The following is a 19432-nucleotide window of genomic DNA, read 5'->3' as shown; positions in this document are numbered from 1 at the left end:
GTGTTTCATCTAAAACAATTGTGGAAGGAAAAGAAACACCGTATGTTTGTACCAGAAAATAGCATTAGTAAATTTAATTTTACGGTATTTTTGGGGGCAAAAAAAGGGAAAACAAATCGTTTTCCCTTTTTTATTTTAAAAAGTTATTCGGCATGTCGATCTTTGAATCTATATATCGAAAAACAATCTGCGTGCATTTCATCGATTTTAATTGCACTTTGTCTGATTTGTTTTGCGGAAACAATAAACTGTGGTATGTTTGCTGTAGAAAATAGCATTAGTAAATTTAATTTTACGGTATTTTTGGGGGCAAAAAAAGGGAAAACAGATCGTTTTCCCTTTTTTATTTTAAGCCGTGCCCTTTTATCCCTGTAAGGTTCGCCGGAATGTAAATCCTACATCGCCAAACTGCGTTTGGAACGTCTCAACTTTATAATCGAATACCGGACTGCGGTGAGAAAAATAAAATCCACCCTCTGTGTCATAATGATGATGGAGATACCCGTTCCGAAAAGTCACGTAGGTTTGGCGCACTGCGAGATCCCTCTCCTCGCGCGAAGTATAGTCATACACCTTCACCAGCCACGTAGATATATAAAATCGCTGGTCATGTTTGGATATCACCAGCTTTACCTGCTTTCCCAGAGCCATAAAATCGGTCATATTGTAGTTATAATCCAAAGCACCCGTCTCATATGTAGATGTCCATTCGCCTTCAAGATCCTCAATAGGGGTATGCGAAAGTTCATAAAAAGTCCTCTTTTGAAGGGCGCGCTGCAGAATTTCAAAATGTTCTTTTACGCCAAAAGCTTCATCAAAGTCAATGTTGACGGCTAAAAAGCGTGCTACCTTTATCCTTTCAAATTCCTTCAGTTTTTCACTGGCTATCACTTTAGCACGGATTTCTTCTTTTGACATTGAATAGCTGTCCAGTAGAGCAGCAACGATCATGGAGAACCTATCAATATTGCTGTTATCAAGAAAATGATCCAGATTGAAACTGTCCCCTGCCAGTCCACCGTATCCCAGATGTTGATCCCAGAAAAAATAACTGGAAATTTCCGCAGATGCTTCGGGGAAGACTTTGGTAAAAGCTTCCTCTGACAAAATATAAAATTTCATCCACCTGATAATATTTACAGGTGTAAAATACGCCTGGTCCTTAAAAAGTATCGCTGTTTCTTTTGCCATGATTGATAAATAAAAAACGGGTACCTTCCGGAACCCGTTTTGATATATAAATTAAAAGACTATTTTTCTATGGCAAATCGCCTTGCTACTTCTTCCCAGTTTACCACATTAAAGAAAGCCTCGATATAATCAGGCCTCCTGTTTTGGTAATTCAGGTAGTAAGCATGCTCCCATACGTCAAGGCCAAGTATAGGTGTCCCGCCACAGCCAACTTCCGGCATCAGTGGGTTATCCTGGTTAGGTGTTGCACAAATGTCCAGCTTGCCGCCTTTGTGTACGCAAAGCCATGCCCATCCGGATCCAAACTGCGTAGCTGCCGCCTTCGCGAATTTTGCCTTGAATTCTTCAAACGAACCGAACGCTTTGTCGATCGCTTCCTCCAGCTCGCCAGTTGGCTCCCCACCGCCTTTCGGAGAAAGTATCGTCCAGAACAGGTTGTGGTTATAGAACCCGCCGCCGTTATTCCTTACGGGCTTATTCGACATATCAAGATTGATAAGGATGTTCTCGATGGTTTTGCCGGAAAGGTCGGTACCTTCGATGGCGGCATTCAGGTTAGTAGTATAAGCATTGTGGTGCTTTGTATGGTGAATTTCCATGGTGCGGGCATCTATGTGCGGCTCCAGGGCATCGTATGCGTAGGGAAGTTTAGGTAATTCAAATGCCATAAGATGGTATATTTAAAAGATTAGTACTAATTTTAAATCCAAATTTACAGATTTATAGCTTCTCACAAAATAAGAATTTGTGATAATTTAGTTAATGTAATGATAAACACTTCATTTTAAGTGGCTCAAACGGCTTTTTCCATATATAATGCCTCGGCGGGCTCGGGCAAAACTTACATGCTCGTCAAAGAATACCTGCGCATATTGCTGCAGGCGCCTGCTGATGATGCCTATCGCAAAATATTAGCTATAACTTTTACGAACAAGGCTGTAGAGGAGATGAAAGGCCGCATTATCCAGAACCTTTCTGATTTTGCAAAGGAGGAGCCTCCTGTTGGGGCTTACGAGCTCATGAAAGCGCTGTCTGCAGAAACTTCACTATCGATTGCCACCATCCATGACAAAGCGCGCTCCATCATTAAAAACATCATACACAACTACGCATCGTTTGATATATCTACCATCGACCGTTTTACGCACAAAGTGATCCGGGCGTTTGCCCATGACCTGAACCTGCCGTTGTCATTTGACGTATCGCTCGAAACAGATATGCTGCTGCAGGAGGCGGTTGATGCCATCATAGCCAAGGCAGGCGAGAACGATGTGCTTACCTCGCTGCTTGTTGATTTTTCATTGGATAAAACAGACAACGACAAGAGCTGGGACGTTACCCGTGAACTGTTCGATACCGGCAAATTGCTTATTGATGAGAACAATCGCAATGAGCTGCACCAATTTAAGGACAAGTCGATAGAAGAGTTTATTTTTATCCGCGAAAAGCTCAGGCAAACCATTGCATCTCTGGAACTGGAATGTAAAAACATAGGTACGGAACTGGGCGAACTCCTCGAAGTCAGCGGTATTGACCCGGCATCGTTTTCCCGCGGTACATTCCCTAACCACATTGGGTACATTAAAGAAGGGACTTTGAGCAGTTCGCATAAAAAATTCCACTCCCCCGAAGATGTACAGATAAACAAATCTGCAAAAGACCGTGATGCAATAGAGGCGCTGTTGCCCCGGCTGCTGGCGCTTTTGGCAAACGCTTATAAGAACTATGAGAAACGCAATTTTTACCATGCTTTTTTAAAGAACATCACACCGCTCTCGCTGCTCAACTCTATCGGGCAGGAGCTGGAGCGCATCCAGAAGGAACAGAACGTCCTTTCAATATCGGAGTTCAACGCCATCATCCATAAAGAGATACAAAGCCAGCCCGCGCCATTCATTTATGAAAGGCTTGGTGAGAGGTACAGGCACTTTTTTATTGATGAGTTCCAGGATACCTCTCAAATGCAGTGGCATAATCTAATCCCACTCATTAAAGATGTTCTTGCTTCAGAAGATCTTCAGGGTGTTAAGGGTTCATTAATGATAGTAGGAGATCCGAAGCAGTCTATTTACCGCTGGCGTGGAGGCAAAGCAGAACAATTTATAAATTTGGTTAATGGTTACAACCCATTTTCTAATCCAGATAGAAAAACAATACCATTAGATACCAATTACCGCAGCTATAGTGAAGTAATAAACTTCAACAATGAGTTTTTTGGTTTCCTCTCGGAAGAATTTGAGAATGAAGATTACAAGGCAATGTATGCTACAAGCAGGCAGGAACATAACACAAAAAAAGGCGGTTATGTTAATATCTCTTTCCTGCCCGAAATACAGCAGGACGATTTGGAAGATGAGGTAAGCAAAGAGGAACTTTACCTTCAGGCCACACTGGCAACCATCCAAAACCTTCGCGAAAAAGGATTCCAATATAAAGATATCGTGCTGCTCACCAGGAAAAGGCAGCCCGGTGTATTACTGGCCAATTACCTTACCGAAAATGCGATACCGATATTATCGTCGGAAACGCTTCTTATAGAAAATGCCACAGAGGTAAAGCTCATCATCAGCCTGCTGCGTTACCTGAAAAGCAATGCCAACATTGAAGCGAAGGCGCAGTTCCTGTATTTTGCAGCAAGCACACAAAACGATGGCCTGGCTGTCCACGACTTCATCGCCGAGGGGATGGAGCAGCCTGACGAGGAAGCGCTGCAAATTTGGCTTGGCAGGCATGATATACATATCTCCTTTAAAAATTGCAGGAAGCGATCGCTGTATGAAGCAGTGGAAACGATTGTGGATGCGTTTATCAAGGATAAGAGCAACCAGAGCTATGTGCAGTATTTCCTCGACCTGGTACTGGAAAGGGATATCCGCACGCAATCAGGCATTGGTGATTTTCTGGAATACTGGGACAATAACGGTTCCAAATTCAGCATCCCTTCGCCGGAAGGCAATGATGCAGTTCGCATCATGACAATACATAAATCGAAAGGGCTGGAATTTCCCGTGGTCATTTTTCCATTTGCCGAGGAAGATTATGCGCGTTCCCGCCGCGACAAGTTGTGGCTCGAACTGGATGATGAAACTTTTGAATTCCAAAAAGCGCTCATTGACAGCAGCAGGGCCGTCGCCGAATATGGTGAAAAGGCGGCAGAAATGTATTTTATGAAATCGCAGGAGGAACTGCTTGACAATATCAACATATTATATGTGGCGCTCACCCGTGCGGAGGAGCAACTTTATATCATTTCCAACAGGAATTTTACGGCAAAAGGAGAACTGACCAACAATATGTCGTCTTACTTTATAAGGTACCTGATGGAAAAAGGCTTATTTGAAAACCAAAAAGCGGAATATGAATTCGGCCATCCGGGAAAATTATCGGACAGGGAAAGCCACAACAGGCCGCAGCAAACCATTCAGGTAGTGAAGGAACGGTTTAACCCGCGTGCCGTAAAGATAGCACAACGCGAATCGCTTATGTGGGGGACAAAGCAGTTAAAGGCAATCGAGTTTGGTAACGTGATGCACGAAATATTATCATTCGTAAAAACGGCCCATGATATCCCCCTTGCAATCATGAAGGCGATTGAGAACGGCCTGATTGTACATTCGCAATCGGAGGATGTTGAGGCAATCCTTAAAGAAGTCATTAGCCACCCGCAACTTGCAGATTTCTTTGCAGAAGGCATGGCCATATTTGGCGAGCAAAGCATTATTGCCAATGGCCTGGCTACCATTAAACCGGACAGGGTAGCGGTAAAGGATGGTAAAGCATGGCTCCTGGATTATAAAACCGGTACACATTTGCCAAAATATGAGAGGCAATTGTCCGATTACCAAAAAGCTCTTGAGGCAATGGGATTGATTGTGGTTAAAAAATCATTAGTTTATATTGGAAACGGGGTCACAATTATGGAAATTCCGTAATAGAAAATAGTAAATTATAATATATTTGCAATAACCTTGTGCTTGCAGGTTTAATAAACAACAGACTAAAAATGTACGGAAAAATCAAACAACATTTAGCAGCCGAGCTCGAATCAATAAAGGAGAACGGGTTGTATAAAAAAGAACGTATTATTGCGTCGCCGCAAGGAGCGGAAATTACACTTGACAACGGCCAGAAAGTGCTTAACTTTTGTGCGAACAACTACCTGGGGCTCTCATCGCATCCGGAGGTGATACAGGCGGCAAAAGATGCACTTGACACTCATGGCTTTGGTATGTCATCGGTGCGCTTTATCTGCGGTACCCAGGATATCCATAAAAACCTGGAAAAGGCGATTGCTGATTTTTACGGTACAGAGGATACCATTTTATATGCGGCTGCTTTTGATGCTAATGGAGGTGTGTTCGAGCCTTTGCTTGGTGAAGAGGATGCAATCATTTCTGACAGCCTGAACCATGCATCAATCATTGATGGGGTTCGCCTGTGCAAGGCCGCACGCTATCGCTATGAGAACAGCAACATGCAGGAACTGGAGGAGCAGCTGATAAAAGCCAATGCAGAAGGCAGGCGCTTCAAGATCATTGTGACCGATGGTGTATTCTCCATGGATGGCCTTGTTGCCCCATTGGACAAAATATGCGACCTGGCCGATAAATACGATGCCCTTGTTATGGTGGATGAATGCCATGCAGCCGGCTTTATTGGCGAAACGGGCAAAGGTACACTGGAGGCTAAGAGGGTTATGGGCAGGGTAGACATCATAACCGGTACACTGGGCAAAGCGCTTGGAGGTGCCATGGGCGGCTATACAACCGGTAAAAAAGAAATCATTGAAATACTAAGGCAGCGCTCCCGACCATATCTTTTCTCGAATTCACTCGCGCCTTCAATCGTGGGCGCTTCAATTAAAGTGTTCGAGCTTCTTAAAAAAGACACTGCCCTCCGCGATAAACTGGAATGGAATACCAACTATTTTAAGGACGGTATGAAAAAAGCAGGCTTCGATATCATTGACGGCGATTCGGCCATAGTTCCGGTAATGCTGTATGATGCTAAGCTTTCGCAGCAAATGGCTGATGCGCTATTGGAGAAGGGAATCTATGTGATAGGATTTTTCTTTCCGGTGGTTCCCAAGGGCAAAGCGAGGATAAGGGTACAGCTTTCGGCAGCACATACGCAGGAACATTTGGATAAGGCCATTAATGCATTTACTGAAGTTGGCAAAGCTTTAACACTGATTTAACTACAATTTGGGCAAAAAGGTAGGATAATTATTAATAAAACGTTTTGCTGTGTTGTTTTAACACTGTAATTTTGTCACATATAACCTTTCGTAATTAAAACAAAAAAGTATGAGACATCTTAACAAACTATTTGTCGCTGCACTAATGGTTCTGGGACTTAATGCCCAGGCGCAGGACGAAGACAACCCTTGGGCAATCTCATTCGGTGTCAACGCGGTAAATACCCGCTTTGGTGCTGCGTCAGAATTCGGCGACCAGTTCAGCCAGTATTTCCAATTTGATGACTGGAACATCCTTCCGTCAATATCTTACATTAACGTGTCAAGGCACGTTGGTGATGGCTTCTCATTTGGACTTACAGGATCTGTAAACAAAATCGACAAGATAGTTACACGTACCCCGGGTACGCAGGACTATATCAGGACTGACGTTGACAACCTTACTTATTATGGTGTTGACGGTATGATCAAGTATGGTTTCCTGCAAAAAAGCTGGTTTAATCCATTCGTTCACGTAGGTGGTGGTTACACATGGATTGATGACATGGGTAATGGTACTGTAAACGGTGGTGTTGGTATTAACTTCTGGTTCTCAGAAAACGTTGCCCTTACACTACAGTCTACTTACAAGCACACGTTTGAAGACCAGGCTGAAGCTAACGTGCCAAGGCATATACAGCACTTTGCAGGTCTTACCTTCAAATTTGGCGGTAAAGATACTGATGGTGACGGTATTTATGATAAAGACGATGCTTGTCCGGAAGAACCAGGCCTTGAGAAATTCCAGGGATGTCCTGATACTGATGGCGATGGTATTCCTGATAAAGACGATGCTTGTCCGCAAGAAGCCGGCCTTCCTGAATTCCAGGGATGTCCTGACCGCGATGGTGACGGTATAGCTGACAAAGATGACGCTTGTCCGGATGTAGCAGGTCTGTCTCAATTCCAGGGATGTCCTGATGGCGATAGCGATGGCATTGCCGATAAAGATGACAAATGTCCTGAAGTTGCCGGTCCTAAAGAAAATGGCGGATGCCCATGGCCAGATACAGATGGCGACGGTGTACTTGACAAAGATGATCTATGTCCTAACGTGAAAGGTACTGCTGCAAACCGTGGTTGTCCTGAAGTTACTGAAGAAGTAATCAAGCGTCTGAACGAATTTGCAAGGACTATCCTGTTCAACAGTGGTAAAGCTACTTTCAAAGAAGAAACTATGCCGGTTCTTAACTCTATGCTTGCTATCTTCAAAGAGTATCCACAAGCTAAATTCAGCGTAGAAGGGCACACTGACAGCGATGGCAGCAACGCACTTAACCAAACGCTTTCTGAAAACAGGGCTGCTGCTGTAAGGAACTTCCTTATCGAAGGCGGTATCGCTTCAGACAGGCTAATGTCTACAGGTTATGGCGAAACTAAGCCAATTGCAACTAACAAAACTGCTGCGGGCAAAGCCCAAAACAGGAGGGTTGAAATAAAGCTTATCAAAGAATAAGTTTATATAACCAAAATAAATGAAAGGCGTCCCGATACTATCGGGACGTTTTTTTATTTTTATAGCATGGCAGATGCAACCTTTCTTGATAAGCTCAGCACCGAACTCACAGCCAATTACGGCGGTTCGCTATCTAATATTGTTATTGTCTTGCCCAATAAAAGGGCAAAGGTTTTCCTTATCGAGGCCCTGAAGCGCAAATTGGACGGAACCATTTTTGCCCCTGAGATCGTAAGTATTGAAGATTTTATACAGGACGTTGCAGGCATACGCTCTATTGATGCCATAGAACTGCTTTTTGAGTTTTATAATATTTACCTCGGACTCACCCCTAAAGACAAGCAACAGCCTTTTGAAACCTATGCCAACTGGGCTAAGACCCTGCTTCAGGATTTCAATGAGATTGACCGCTACCTGCTAGACCCCAAATATGTGTTAACATATCTTGAGAACATACAGGAAATAGAACACTGGGCCGTAGATGTGAACAAGCGCACCACGATGATCGCTAACTACCTGGAATTTTGGAAACAGCTCCCTTTGTATTACGATGCGCTGTATAAGCATCTGCTCGAAAAGGGTGTGGGCTACCAAGGGCTCATCTATCGTGAGGCAGTGGGCAATATCAACCATTTTTCGAATGCGTTCAAAAAGGAGCAGTTGGTGTTTGCAGGGTTCAACGCGTTGAATGCCGCAGAGGAAAAAATCATACAGCACCTGCTTTCTGTAGAGCAGGCAAGGGTATATTGGGATATCGATCATGCATTCCTTAATGACCCTTATCACGATGCAGGACTATTTATTCGCCGTTTCCAAAAGGAATGGAAACAGTACACTACACATCCGTTTGAGTGGATCGTGGACGAATTCAGCCAATCCAAGAACATAAAGATCATCGGTACGCCTAAAACTGTGGGGCAGGCCAAAATTGCGGGCGAAATCATCGAGCAGATACAGCGCGGCGGCCAAACCCTCGACAAAACGGCTTTGGTATTAGGCGAGGAAAATTTGTTGATACCTGTTTTGTACAGCCTCCCTGCAAGTGTGGGCAGCCTGAACATCACTATGGGCTATAGCAGCCGCAACAACCCTGCACAGATATTGATCCAAAAGCTCTTCAAGCTGCACACCAATTCCCTTGGCAGGAGCGAGAAGAGTTACACGCTGTACTACCGCGAAGTGCTTGACATACTCACGCACCCGTTGGTCGAACCGTATGTAGGCGCTGACAAGCTTGTCGACATTATAAACCGCAATAACTTTACTTTCTTTTCGCTTGCAAAACTGTTCGAGATACAGGGTGAGCACACACCATTCTTCAGCTTGCTTTTTGAGCGGTGGGAAAACAATGCCGGGCAGATACTGGAAAGGCTGTCACAGCTTTTGCTGATGATAAAATCGTTCCTTGGCACCGATGAAGAAGAGGATAAAATCACTAAGGCGTTTCTTTACTCGATTTTCAAGGTTATCAATAAGCTTATCAATTATTATGAGGCACACCCCGGGATGGACAACATTGCGGTGCTGCATTCCATATACAAGCAGGTTATAGAGCTGGCTGAGGTTTCGTTTGAGGGGGAGCCGCTTTCGGGACTACAGATCATGGGGGTGCTGGAAAGCCGCGTGCTCGATTTTGACAACGTGATCATCACATCGGTCAATGAGGGCAAATTTCCAACCGGCAAGGTGCAGAATTCTTTTATTCCTTATGATGTAAAGCGCGAGTTGGGCCTGCCCACCTACAAGGAAAAGGATGCCATATACAGCTACCACTTTTACCACCTGCTGCTGCGGGCCAAGAACATTTACCTGCTTTACAATACCGAAAGCGAGGGGCTTGATGCCGGTGAGCGCAGCCGTTTCCTGACCCAGCTCGAAATAGAGAAGCAGCCTGCGCACAACCTTGAGAGCGTAATCTATAACGCTTACCTGCCCGATAAGGCCTACACGCCCATGACGGTGCCCAAGACCCAAAAGGTAATGGACAGGCTAAAAGAAATAGCCACGGACAAAGGCTTTTCGCCATCTGCGCTGACCGGGTATATCCGCAACCCGATACAGTTCTACTACCAACGAATACTGCGCATCCGCGAAACGGAAGAAGTAGAGGAGAGCATTGCCCTGAATACCCTGGGCACCATTATCCATGGGGCTTTGGAAGAATTGTACAAGCCTTACCTCAATAAATTCCTTTCGGTAAATGATGTAGATAACATGGCAGCCCTTGCCGATGATGAGGTGATGGTGCAGTTCAGGAAAGTGTATAAGGAAGGTGAGATACGCAAGGGGCGCAACCTGCTGGCTTTTGAGGTGGCCAAGCGCAACGTGCACAATTTCCTGAAGCAGGAAAAGAACGGATTAATCAATGGCGATGCTGTAAAGGTATTGGCATTGGAACATCGATACGAACGCTGGCTGAACGATGACCGGCTGCCTTATCCTGTCCTTATTTCCGGTAACATTGACCGTATAGAACAGCGCAACGGCAGGCTGCGCATTGTGGATTATAAAACGGGCAAAGTAGAGAAGCGTGACCTTACACTAAAAGCCTGGGAAGGCCTCACAGGAGATATAAAGAATGAAAAGGTTATCCAGTTGCTCACATACGTTTTTATGTACGAAGAGCTTGCAGGCGGGCTCGAAACCGAAGCAGGCATCATATCGTTTAAAAATATGAAAAACGGTTTCATGAGCTTTGGATTCAAAGACGGTTATGACAGGTCGGCGCCGGAAAGGGATGTGGTGGATAGTGAGCTGCTGGAGGAATTCAAAACGCAGTTGGTCGGGTTGATTAATGAAATTTTAGATCAGGAAATTGATTTTGTGGAGAAGGTTTAGATTTTTCGGTCACAGTTTCCGGCCCTGTCATCGCGAGGAGGAACGACGAAGCGATCTTTCAATATATCATACTAATTACAAGCGAATATAGATTGCCACGCTCCGTAAACTGCGATCGCAATGACGCTGAACGGAAAATAACTAGCAATTTTTAAAAAACTCCAAAACTTCTTTCAGCAGTTCATCCCGGCTTTCAATGTGGCTCATGTGACCGTGCGGATACGTCACGAACTTTACATCAGTACCCTCTGCCTGGCCGGCATGCTCATCATACACCAGGCTTTGGTCCTGTTTACCCAATACCAGCAGGATAGGATAGGGGGCAAAGTGCAATATGACCTCACGATCCTTGCGGACTTTCATACCCTCAAGCGCGGCAACAATGCCCTGCAAAGGTGTTTTGAGGGCTTCTGTGCGTAACGTTTCGATTTCGGCGGCAAATTGTTCGCGGTTATCCTCACTGAAAAGGTTGGTAATAGACATCCTTATAAAGGCTGTGTAGTTTTGCTTTACCGCTTTTATGGCACGGTCACGATTCTTTTTACGCTCATCGCTATCGGCCAGGGAGGTGGAGTTTTGCAATACGATGCCCTTAACCATGTCGGGGTATAATTCGGCGAAGGCCAAAGCCACATACCCGCCCATCGAATGCCCCATGAATACCGCCTTACGGATGCGCAGCTCGTGCAGCACGGCATGAATGGCATCGGCCATATCCTCCATGGTGTGGATGTAGCCTAAACACCCGGTTTGCCCGTGCCCCAGCAGGTCGACAGTAATTACCCGGTACTTCTTAGCAAACTCTCCCGCAAAATAGTGCCACATGGTGCTGTTCTCCAAAAAGCCGTGCAGCAATACAATGGCAGTACCTTTGCCGGTATCCGAGTAAGCGATGTCGATATTTTTATAGTTTATTTGGTTCATAGTTCGGGGTTTGGGGTTCAGGGTTGCTCGCTATTGTGGAAAAACATTATCATCGTGACAAAAATAAAAGTTATTGGAGATTTTGTGTGTTATAATAAACAAAAAACAGCCTGCAATGTGCAGGCTGTTTAGATTGATTTAAAACTTTATTCGTCAGGAAAAAATATTGAAGAGCTTTTACACGGACTATTGGGGTCACAATAAAATTTTTCTGTAGATGTCCAATAGTAGCGATTATCTATTATAAATACATGTGGATTGCAATCCCCTGAATCTCCATAGCAAGTAAAATATGTTCGAAAAAAAGGATGGTTAAGATTGCTTTCGTCAACAGGGCTTTTATAAAAATAGAAACTACCATCTTTTTTTATTAGCCATCTTGCAGTTTTTAGCTTACTTTCATAATCATAAGCCATTAGCATATAAAACTCCTCTTCTCTTTCACCCTTGGTAAATCCCCTGCGAATTTCAATTTTATCCAACTTCACATCCGGCAAAGGCAATATTTTTTCCCACTGCTCCTTGAACTTGATTGAGTCGATTGATATAATATTTTCTTTATTTTTCACAAAACCTATTTTATGTCCTTGTTCCAACTGAGTCAATGTTAAGCCTTTGGGTCCGTAAAAACAAGATTGTGATAAGAGAATAAATATTAGCAGATTTAATGACATTATAGAAAGTTTTAATTAGTTGGCGTAGGAGCATTAGTTAGCGTCTCAGTTTTCGTGCAAGTTGAACACGGGTCAGCACACCTGTATTTTAGTCTTCCGTTTCCCCCATAAGGTTCTATATTGCAACCTTGAGGACAGCCGCTGCACGCAACACTAAATGTTGGGTCCGCAGGAGCAAGAAAGTTATTCGATGGTTTAGAAATTGCCATTGCTATTCTGTAGCCGCCTGAAGTTTTTGCAACAATCAGGAATACATCATTACCACCTTGGTCGTTTGGATCTTCAGGACTTGCTACAGTTTTAGTTTTCTCAATTGAGAAATCTGTAATTGTGGTATTGTAATTTGTTTCCCATTGCTGTTTTATATATCGCACACTGTCTGTATAAACAACATAGTTAGAGCCTGAATCAACATATCCAATAATAATTGGATCGCCAGCTTTTCTGAATTTAGAAGCTTCAATGGATGAAGTTGAAGATTCGTCTGAACTGTCTGAGCAATTGTAGAGTAGTAAAGAAAGTACACCAAATGCAAAAATGCTTATTAATAGCTTTTTCATAATATAATAAATTATTGGTTGAGCCTACTTATCGTTTTCGGCTTTACGAAAAAACAATTGGCCAATGTTTGATGTATTAAACTTATAAAATTATGTTATGTAAATTATGATTTATGATTTATTTTCGATAAAATGACTTATTAATTTGGTGAATGGATAAAACGTTGTAGTTGTTGGTTTTGAGTTTGTTACGATTGCATTCATGTTACATTAAAAAATAGGCTGCCTAAATTATTCGGCAGGAGTAAGCAACTTTAAACCTTAAACTTGAAACTTTCGAACTAAGAATTCATCAAACTCTCAATCTCCTCTACCTCGATAGGAATATTTTTCATCAGGTTGAATGGCTCACCACTGGCTTGTACCACCACGTTATCTTCAAGGCGTATGCCGAAACCTTCGGCAGGGATATAGATGCCCGGCTCTACGGTAAACACCATATTGGCTTGCATCGGCTCGGCAAGCAGGCCATAGTCGTGCGTGTCGAGTCCCAGGTGGTGCGAGGTGCCGTGCATAAAGTATTTTTTATACGCCGGCCATGCAGGGTCTTCGTTCTGCACGTCGGCTTTATCGATAAGGCCGAGTCCAAGCAGTTCTGATGTCATCACCTTACCCACTTCTACATGGTACTGCTTCCATAATGTGCCCGGAACGAGCATTTTGGTGGCTTCGTTCTTTACGCGGAGTACAGCGTTGTACACATCCTTCTGCCTTTGCGTATAGCGTCCCGACACCGGGATGGTTCGGCTAAGGTCGGACGAATAGTTGGCATATTCGGCGGCTACGTCGAGCAGGATAAGGTCGCCGTCCTTACATTGCTGGTTGTTCTCGATGTAGTGCAGTACGTTGGCGTTATTACCCGAAGCTATGATAGGCGTGTAGGCAAACCCTTTGGAACGGTTGCGCACGAATTCGTGGATCAGCTCAGCCTCAATCTCGTATTCCCAAACGCCCGGCTTTACAAAGCCAAGCAGGCGGCGGAAGCCTTTCTCGGTAATGTTGCAGGCATTCTGCATCAGGTCCAGCTCCTCCTGCTCTTTAACCGAGCGCAGTCGCTGTAATATCGGGTTGCTTTTGGCGACCTGGTGCGCCGGGTATTTTTCCTTCCACCATTTGATGAAACGGTCCTCGCGCGTCTGTGTTTCCACGGCAGAGCGGTAATGCTCGTTAGTATTGATGTAGATGGTATCGCAATAGGTCATCACCTCGAAAAGCGTTTTTTCAAAATCTTTCAGCCACTGGATGTTTTTGATGCCCGATACTTCGGTGGCGCGTGCCTTGGTTAGTTTTTCGCCTTCCCAAACGGCAATATGCTCGTTGGTCTCACGCAGGAACAATATCTCGCGCAGGTGCTCGTATGGTGCATCGGGGCAAAGCAGCAGGATGCTCTCCTCCTGGTCGGCGCCGCTCAGGTAAAAGATGTCGCGGTGCTGCTGGAACGGCATGGTGCTGTCGGCACTTATCGGGTAAATGTCGTTAGAGTTGAATACAGCAACGCTTTTCGGCTTCATTTCGGCCATGAACTTTTTACGGTTCTTAATGAAAAGGCTGCTGTCTATCTGGTGGTATTTCATGATGTAGCTTTTTGTTTGGACATCAAAAATAAGGAGATTATTGCGAAATTTTATTGAGTTAGGAAGATTGCGCAGAAAAAAGGCTTTGTTCCGGGTATAATTTGCCAGAAATATTTGATGCTAAAAAGATAACATTCATCAAATATTATTTTGCATATATTTACCCATCAACACCTTAGTCATGAAACAGATAGCCATTCTCTTTCTCATCACCTTATCCCTCACAAGTTGCGCCCTGATGCCACGGGAAGACCGAATGGCTCGCAGTGGCGATGTTCTCAACCGTTTTTCACGCACCGTGCTTGTGGCGGAGCGATCGGATAAAATGGCGCTGTACAAGCTTAAGCTCAGGAAAAACGGGACGTTTGTATTTCGGGAGAACTTTCTCGGAGTTAATGCTTCCTACTACTGTGGCCGCTATTACCTCGAAGGTAATGTGCTGCTGCTCGAATTTGCCGAAGGCCGCCAGCCTGCTGACGTAGATCGGGTGATGCTGGTTACCGCCAAAAACGGCATGCCTTATTTTAAAGGGACTAATAACGGCATGTACATCAAAACAACCAATGACCTTAACGAAGCTGTCAGGTCAATTAAGGAAGAATTAGGCTTTACTCCGCCCACTCATAATATCTTGCACCCAGTAAATTCGGGTCTTGCTTTTCAATGCGATGAAGCGACCATTCGTTTTTAGGGGTAAGTAAACTGTTTTTCAATTCTTTTTTATGTAGTTGCAGGTAAGTCTCAAAACCGATTTCGTGGCTTTCGGCTAATGTCTGGAATAGCTGCGTTTGGGCAATGGCATCCTTCCAGCCGGGCTGTACCGTGCCTTCAAACACCTTCGATTTCGAGCCGCTGCCATAGGCCAGGAACCCAAATTTCTTCCCTGAGATTTCAGTGCCGTTTTGCGCATAGTGGCTTAACGCTGAAAGCAGCCCCATGAAAACCGATCCCGTGTACAGGTTCCCGATGAGCGAAGATGCAGTCTCGGCAAATTGCAGGCGTTCGGCTACGAACTTCCTGTACGCATCCGATTTGGCGATTTCCTTTATTTTTAATTGATATTCTGTTGGTTCCTCACTTCCGGTAAGCAGCGTAGATTCAGCATCGAGCCCGTAAATTTCGGGGAACATCCTGCGTCCCTGGAAAGCGTAGGGGAGGTGCATCAGGATCGCTTCCCACCTTTCATAAAGTGAGCCTGTTGTATTTGTAATTTCCTTAAAACGGAAATAAGCTTCTTTGGTCCTGTCGGTATAGCATTGGTTGGAATACTGCCCGTCGAATACAGGTTGGTCCTTGTGTATCTCGATTTCGGCTTCCAGCACATCAAACCACGGCTCGTTAGCGCCATTTCCGGTAATATCTCCCTTGGCAACCGTGCGGTAGGGCTTGAAGAAGTCGAATACGCCTTTGGTGCTTACGGCAACCTCGGCCGAAAATGCAATGATGCGCGGGTCAGCGGTAATGAGCATCGCCAAAGCACCCGCTCCCTGCGTGTACTCTCCGGTGGATCCAAGGTCGTATTTGGCAATGTCTGTCGTGACCACTATCGCTTTTTTTGTCGGATTAAGGCGTATGAAGTCGAGGCAGGTGTGCAGGGCGTCTACCCCGCCGATGCAGGCAAACGTAATATCGAGCGTGTCGCAGTGGGATAACACCCCCTCGCCGAATTTCTGCTCCATGAGCGAGACGAGAAACGAACCAATGGGCTTGGAACTGTCTATCCCGCTCTCGGTACCAACGTATATGCGGTCGATCTCTTTAAGGTCGATATTGTTTTGCGTGATGAGCTTCGTCAGTGCATTAGCCGCAAATACCACGGTATCCTGGTGCACGTCGGGTAAAGTCATTTTAAGCAGGCCGAGCCCTTTTTCGAGCTTTTCAGGCTCGATGCCCCGGGCTTCGGCAAGTGTTTTTATCGGGAGGTGCAGTTGGGCCACGTCGAAGGCGACGGCATCAATTCCAAAGGTCATGTCTGTTTGTTTTGAAAGGTAAAAATATGAAGGATGAACGGGAAAGTACCAAAGAACTTGCATGCCACCAATGTTTTTAGGAATTATAAAAAAAACAATGATTAAAATTTTATATTCCTCAGGTTTTCGGTGTAGAGACGCAGGCACTGCGTCTCTACATTACGGTTGTCGACAATATTCCCTATTTTTGCACTACAAAATAACTCCACCATGAAACTCCGCATACTCCTTGCTGCATTTTTCATGTCTGCATTAACCCTGGCCCAGGACAAGCAGCCCTACCAGCTTTACAATAAAGACGGTAAAAAAACCACCTATAAAAAACTGCTGAAAGCTGCCGGCGAAACCGAAGTGGTGCTTTTCGGTGAACACCACGACAATTCCCTTATCCACTGGCTGCAGCTGGAACTTACGAAAGACCTTTCTGAAATCAGGCCCCTTGTGCTTGGCGCCGAGATGATAGAGCGCGACAACCAAAAGCAGCTGGACCAATACCTTAAAGGGCAAATTGACCAGAAAGCATTCGACACCGTGGCGCGACTTTGGAACAACCACAAAACCGACTACAAGCCACTGGTAGATTTTGCAAAGGAAAAGAACTATCCGTTTATTGCGACCAACATACCGCGCCGCTATGCCAGCAAAGTATATAAAGGCGGTTTTGAAGCACTGGACGGCCTGACTGCCGAAGAGAAAAGCTGGATCGCCCCGTTGCCAATTGCCTATGACGCTGCACTGCCGGGTTATGTAAAAATGCTGGAAATGGCAGGTGGCCACGGAGGTGACAACCTCCCCAAAGCACAGGCGGTAAAGGATGCCACTATGGGTTGGTTCATAGCGCAAAACCTGAAGCCGGGAACAATTTTCATCCACTACAACGGCACCTACCACAGTGATAATTTCGAGGGCATCAACTGGTACCTGAAAAAAGCAAAACCGGGCGTTAAGGTTGTTACCATTGCTGCCGTTTCGCAAAAGGATGTGTCAAAGCTTGAAAAGGATTACCTGAACCTTGCCGATTTTATTATTGTGGTAGATGATGACATGACGAAAACTTTTTAGCAGTAAATGCGTATATTTACCAAATATATTTTTTTATGAAGAAAGACGGGCAGATAATAATAATTGAAGACGACAAGGAAGACGGCGACATACTGAAAGAAGTAATTGATGACTTGGGCTATAACAATGAAGTGGTGATACTGCCGGACAGCACGCTTGTCATGGAATACCTTAAAAGGCCTGAGAGTGCTCCGTTTCTTATCTTTTCAGATATCAATATGCCCAAGATGAGCGGCTACGAATTGCGCGACCTTGTGCTGGCCGACCCCGACCTGCACGACAAGACCGTTCCGTATATCTTTTTCAGTACCGCAAGCGATCCGGAAACTATAACCACTGCCTATAAAAAAGCGGCACAGGGCTTTTTTACAAAGATTAACGATTACGATACGTATAAGGACGTTGTCAAAAAAATTATTGAATACTGGAAAGCAGCCAAAGTGCCTGAGTAGAATTCCCTATATATTTTTACTCACATCGATACGGATTGCCGAAGTCTTCTTTGCTTTTGTCCTATGCCACAATCTTCGTACCTTTGCACCTCAGCAGCTAAGGCATTAAGCTCCTCAGCACCTCAAATAAATGATCGAAGACAAAAACCAGCAGCGCACCAGCCTTTCGGCAATGGGCGAATTCGGATTGATAGAACACCTTACCCGAAATATTGAAATAACCCAGCCTACAACTATAGCCGGCATTGGCGATGACGCCGCCGTACTTGATTTTAAGGACAAGAAAGCTGTAGTTTCTACCGACCTGCTCATTGAAGGGGTGCATTTCGACCTGGCTTACATGCCACTGAAGCACCTGGGCTATAAAGCTGTAGTGGTTAACCTTTCCGACATCTGCGCGATGAATGCCAGGCCCACGCAAATTACCGTTTCCATTGCGGTATCCAACCGTTTCCCCATCGAAGCTCTGGATGAGTTGTACGACGGTATCAAGCTGGCGGCTAAGATCTATGGGGTGGATATCGTTGGCGGCGACACAACATCGTCGACAAAAGGTATGATACTCAGCATTACCGCAATAGGGGAAGCAGAGGAAAACGACATTATCTATCGTAAGGGCGCAGGCACCACCGACCTGCTTGTTGTGACCGGTGATGTAGGCTCGGCCTATATGGGGCTTCAGGTACTGGAGCGCGAAAAACAGGTGTTCCAGGTGAACCCGAACAACCAGCCCGACCTGGATGCCTACAGCTATCTCATAGAACGACAGCTCAAGCCCGAAGCACGGAGGGATATTAATGACATACTCAAAGCCCTTGAGGTCCAGCCAACATCGATGATCGATATTTCGGACGGGCTTTCGTCGGAGATCATCCACCTGTGCAAAAACAGCGGCGTAGGCTGCAACCTGTATGAAGAAAAGATTCCGGTAGATCCGCAGCTGATCAATACCTGTGAGGAATTCAACATCGACATAACTACCGTGGCGCTAAACGGAGGCGAAGATTATGAGCTTTTGTTTACCATCAAAATGGAAGATTTTGAAAAGATAAAAGGCAACCCAAACTTTACCATCATTGGACACATGGTGCAGGAAACCGAAGGCATGCATTTAATTACCCGTGCCAATACAAAAATACCGTTGAAAGCGAGGGGATGGAACGCCCTTGAGGCAGAACAATAAAGGCATTCTGCGTCCTGCAATTACCACATAAAATTTTAGGTATCAACTTTTTGCATTACTAAAACGTTGTAGTTCATAAAATACACTTTTTTTGTAAAATTTAACAATTGTCGATGTTTTTGTTCTAAGAAAGATTGTGTTCCTTTGCAAAGGAATTTTTAAGAAAATGTTTGATATTAGTTAACCATGCCCTCAGGCTAACTCATATTTATAATATAAATTTTAAAAATACTGATGCTGCAAGCAGTGCATAAGGCCCCCTTTATGCACTGCTTTTATTTTATGGCCTACCTGTTTACTACTTGCTAACTT

At 44.8% G+C, this 19432-nt stretch carries 16 protein-coding genes; 9 read left to right on the top strand and 7 right to left on the bottom strand.

Going from position 1 to position 19432, the window contains the following annotated elements; translation table 11 throughout:
- Positions 1–42: 42 nt before the first annotated feature.
- Positions 43–375: a hypothetical protein gene (locus OGH69_RS13535; protein ID WP_265175020.1), complete on the top strand. Its 333-nt coding sequence runs from the start codon at positions 43–45 to the stop codon at positions 373–375.
- On the opposite strand, the gene OGH69_RS13530 is transcribed toward OGH69_RS13535, so the two are convergent.
- Both OGH69_RS13530 and OGH69_RS13525 read right to left on the bottom strand, forming a co-directional pair.
- Positions 364–1191 (bottom strand): hypothetical protein, encoded by an 828-nt coding sequence (locus OGH69_RS13530; RefSeq protein ID WP_265175019.1) that lies wholly within the window; start codon positions 1189–1191, stop codon positions 364–366. The two genes, OGH69_RS13535 and OGH69_RS13530, sit on opposite strands and share 12 nt — an antisense overlap.
- A 59-nt stretch (positions 1192–1250) precedes the next feature.
- Entirely contained in the window at positions 1251–1859 is a 609-nt protein-coding gene (locus OGH69_RS13525; RefSeq protein ID WP_265175018.1) for a superoxide dismutase, read from the bottom strand.
- 120 nt (positions 1860–1979) lie between these two features.
- Here OGH69_RS13525 and OGH69_RS13520 point away from each other — a divergent pair, with 120 nt between their 5' ends.
- From OGH69_RS13520 to OGH69_RS13505, 4 genes are all read left to right on the top strand, one after another.
- On the top strand, positions 1980–5123 hold the full coding sequence (locus OGH69_RS13520) for a UvrD-helicase domain-containing protein (RefSeq protein ID WP_265175017.1): 3144 nt from the start codon (positions 1980–1982) through the stop codon (positions 5121–5123).
- 71 nt (positions 5124–5194) lie between these two features.
- On the top strand, positions 5195–6388 hold the full coding sequence (kbl, locus tag OGH69_RS13515; RefSeq protein ID WP_265175016.1) for a glycine C-acetyltransferase: 1194 nt from the start codon (positions 5195–5197) through the stop codon (positions 6386–6388).
- Between the two features lie 109 nt (positions 6389–6497).
- A complete protein-coding gene (locus OGH69_RS13510) occupies positions 6498–7883 on the top strand; it encodes an OmpA family protein (RefSeq protein ID WP_265175015.1) in 1386 nt (461 codons plus the stop codon).
- A 66-nt stretch (positions 7884–7949) separates the two neighbouring features.
- A complete protein-coding gene (locus OGH69_RS13505; RefSeq protein ID WP_265175014.1) occupies positions 7950–10721 on the top strand; it encodes a PD-(D/E)XK nuclease family protein in 2772 nt (923 codons plus the stop codon).
- Positions 10722–10862: 141 nt separating this feature from the next.
- Here OGH69_RS13505 and OGH69_RS13500 read toward each other — a convergent pair whose 3' ends face one another.
- The 4 genes from OGH69_RS13500 to OGH69_RS13485 all read right to left on the bottom strand — a co-directional run bounded on the left by OGH69_RS13500 (position 10863) and on the right by OGH69_RS13485 (position 14453).
- Positions 10863–11645 (bottom strand): alpha/beta fold hydrolase, encoded by a 783-nt coding sequence (locus OGH69_RS13500; protein ID WP_265175013.1) that lies wholly within the window; start codon positions 11643–11645, stop codon positions 10863–10865.
- A gap of 146 nt (positions 11646–11791) precedes the next feature.
- Positions 11792–12319: a hypothetical protein gene (locus OGH69_RS13495; protein WP_265175012.1), complete on the bottom strand. Its 528-nt coding sequence runs from the start codon at positions 12317–12319 to the stop codon at positions 11792–11794.
- A gap of 11 nt (positions 12320–12330) precedes the next feature.
- Entirely contained in the window at positions 12331–12879 is a 549-nt protein-coding gene (locus tag OGH69_RS13490) for a hypothetical protein (RefSeq protein WP_265175011.1), read from the bottom strand.
- Positions 12880–13160: 281 nt separating this feature from the next.
- Entirely contained in the window at positions 13161–14453 is a 1293-nt protein-coding gene (locus OGH69_RS13485) for an aminopeptidase P family protein (protein WP_265175010.1), read from the bottom strand.
- Between the two features lie 238 nt (positions 14454–14691).
- On the opposite strand from OGH69_RS13485, the gene OGH69_RS13480 reads away from it, so the two are divergent.
- A complete protein-coding gene (locus OGH69_RS13480) occupies positions 14692–15144 on the top strand; it encodes a hypothetical protein (protein WP_265175009.1) in 453 nt (150 codons plus the stop codon).
- On the opposite strand, the gene OGH69_RS13475 is transcribed toward OGH69_RS13480, so the two are convergent.
- Positions 15062–16423 (bottom strand): hydroxymethylglutaryl-CoA synthase family protein, encoded by a 1362-nt coding sequence (locus OGH69_RS13475; RefSeq protein WP_265175008.1) that lies wholly within the window; start codon positions 16421–16423, stop codon positions 15062–15064. The genes OGH69_RS13480 and OGH69_RS13475 overlap by 83 nt on opposite strands.
- Positions 16424–16633: 210 nt before the next feature.
- On the opposite strand from OGH69_RS13475, the gene OGH69_RS13470 reads away from it, so the two are divergent.
- The 3 genes from OGH69_RS13470 to thiL all read left to right on the top strand — a co-directional run bounded on the left by OGH69_RS13470 (position 16634) and on the right by thiL (position 19120).
- The gene (locus OGH69_RS13470) at positions 16634–17485 is read left to right on the top strand and encodes a ChaN family lipoprotein (protein ID WP_265175007.1); all 852 of its coding nucleotides are present in this window, start codon (positions 16634–16636) and stop codon (positions 17483–17485) included.
- Between the two features lie 35 nt (positions 17486–17520).
- The gene (locus OGH69_RS13465) at positions 17521–17937 is read left to right on the top strand and encodes a response regulator (protein ID WP_265175006.1); all 417 of its coding nucleotides are present in this window, start codon (positions 17521–17523) and stop codon (positions 17935–17937) included.
- Between the two features lie 130 nt (positions 17938–18067).
- A complete protein-coding gene (gene thiL / locus OGH69_RS13460; RefSeq protein ID WP_265175005.1) occupies positions 18068–19120 on the top strand; it encodes a thiamine-phosphate kinase in 1053 nt (350 codons plus the stop codon).
- Positions 19121–19432: the final 312 nt, after the last annotated feature.

Origin of the sequence: Flavobacterium sp. MFBS3-15 (assembly GCF_026107645.2) — a bacterium.
GTDB lineage: Bacteria > Bacteroidota > Bacteroidia > Flavobacteriales > Flavobacteriaceae > Flavobacterium.
The sequence above is the reverse complement of the archived record's forward strand: the minus strand, read 5'-3'. Positions and strand labels throughout refer to the sequence as shown.